2 protein-coding genes are annotated in these 1,882 nt (G+C 70.4%); both read left to right on the top strand.

Annotated elements, in window-relative coordinates; all coding sequences use genetic code 11:
* Positions 1-120: 120 nt before the first annotated feature.
* Entirely contained in the window at positions 121-852 is a 732-nt protein-coding gene (locus AB1460_RS37160; RefSeq protein ID WP_368967222.1) for a tetratricopeptide repeat protein, read from the top strand.
* Between the two features lie 163 nt (positions 853-1,015).
* The gene (locus tag AB1460_RS37155; RefSeq protein ID WP_368967220.1) at positions 1,016-1,639 is read left to right on the top strand and encodes a recombinase family protein; all 624 of its coding nucleotides are present in this window, start codon (positions 1,016-1,018) and stop codon (positions 1,637-1,639) included.
* Positions 1,640-1,882: the final 243 nt, after the last annotated feature.

The following is a 1,882-nucleotide window of genomic DNA, read 5'->3' as shown; positions in this document are numbered from 1 at the left end:
TGACCTCGAAGAGCTGTATACTAGACAGACCCCCACCACCTCCGCACCACCACCGACCAGTTCTGCTACCAGCTCTACGCCCGCGGGGACTACACCGCCGCCCACACCCTCGCCCTACGCCTGCACCACGACACCGACCACCACCACGGCCCCGACCACCCCACCACCCTGAACACCGCCCACACCCTCGCCATCACCCACAGCGCTCTCGGACACCACCAGGCCGCCCGAGAGCTGGACGAGGACACCCTCGCCCGCCGGCGGCGGATCCTCGGCGACGACCACCCCAACACCCTGGCCTCGGCGAGCAACCTCGCCGCCCGGCTGTCCACGCTGGGGGAGCACCAGGCCGCCCGAGAGCTGGACGAGGACACCCTCGCCCGCCGGCGGCGGATCCTCGGCGACGACCACCCCGACACCCTGACCTCGGCGAGCAACCTCGCCACCAATCTCAGCGCGCTGGGGGAGCACCAGGCCGCCCGAGAGCTGGACGAGGACACCCTCGCCCGCCGGCGGCGGATCCTCGGCGACGACCACCCCAGCACCCTGACCTCGGCGAACAACCTCGCCAACCGGCTGGCCGCGCTGGGGGAGCACCAGGCCGCCCGAGAGCTGGACGAGGACACCCTCGCCCGCCGGCGGCGGATCCTCGGCGACGACCACCCCAGCACCCTGACCTCGGCGAGCAACCTCGCCATCCGGCTGTCCGAGCTGGGGGAGCACCAGGCCGCCCGAGAGCTGGCCGAGGACACCCTCGCCCGCATGCGGCGGGTCCTCGGCGACGACCACCCCAACACCCGGCAGGCTGAACAGCTTGTCAGCTGGATCGACGAGCAGCCCTCCCTCGGGTAGGTGGCAAGGGCTGGCTGGTGGCGTCCCGGAAACGGTCAATAACGGGACGCACGACGATCAAGCTCCGGAGGACCCAGAACAGGCCGGAAACCGTCCCGAAAACTAGTCCCGAAACCCCGTGTCGCACGGGCAGTTTCGGGACCCTTTACGGGACGATCCAGCCGTGGACGAAACCAGGACCGGCCAGGCGGGCTACGACAACAGCGTCCGGATCGGGTACGCCCGGGTCTCCACCCGGACGCAGGACCACCAGGCCCAGCTCGACGCCCTCGCCCGCGCCCACTGCCGCGAGGTCATCGTGGAGACCGCGAGCACGCGGGGCGAGCGGCCGCAGCTGCGGCGGGCGCTGGAACTGCTACGGGCCGGGGACACGCTGGTGATCTACAAGCCGGACCGGGTCGCCCGGTCCATGAAGGAGCTCCTGGTGCTCCTCGAGGACGAGCTGCACGCCCGCGGGATCAACCTCCACATCCTCACCGGCATCTGCGCCGGCCTGCACCGACCGAACGGCGCGACCATCGCCGACAAGATGCTGTTCATGGTCGCCGCCATGGCCGCCGAGATGGAACGCGAACTCATCCGCGAACGCACGTTGGACGGGCTACGCGCCGCCGAAGCCGCCGGTCGGCGCGGGGGGCGGCCGGTACGGGTCGATGAGGACACCCTCGCCGTGGTGCAGGCGCGGCGGGCCCGCGGGGAGTCGGTGAGTGCGATCGCTGCGAGGTTGGGGATTGGGCGGTCGACGGTGTACCGAGCCCTGCAACCCCGAAGCGACTACCTCAGCTGAATGCTGGCCGGTACATCGCACTCCGACAAATCTCCGCCTTGGCCGCCGTCGACTATCTGTCGTAGCTCGTCACCCAGAGCTACTTGGCGCTTGGTGACACCGACCCGAGCTCTGGGCCTAGGGCCTGTTCTGGGTTCGGATCATCGGGTTGGGAGGCTGCGGAGCCAGAGAACGGACCCGCGTAGGTGGAGTCCCGCGGCGTAGCTTTCGGGGGTCTTGTCGTAGCGAGTGGCCAGGCCCCGC

The organism is Parafrankia sp. FMc2, assembly GCF_041008525.1.
Lineage (GTDB): Bacteria > Actinomycetota > Actinomycetes > Frankiales > Frankiaceae > Parafrankia.
This window is presented reverse-complemented; position numbering and strand designations above follow the sequence as displayed.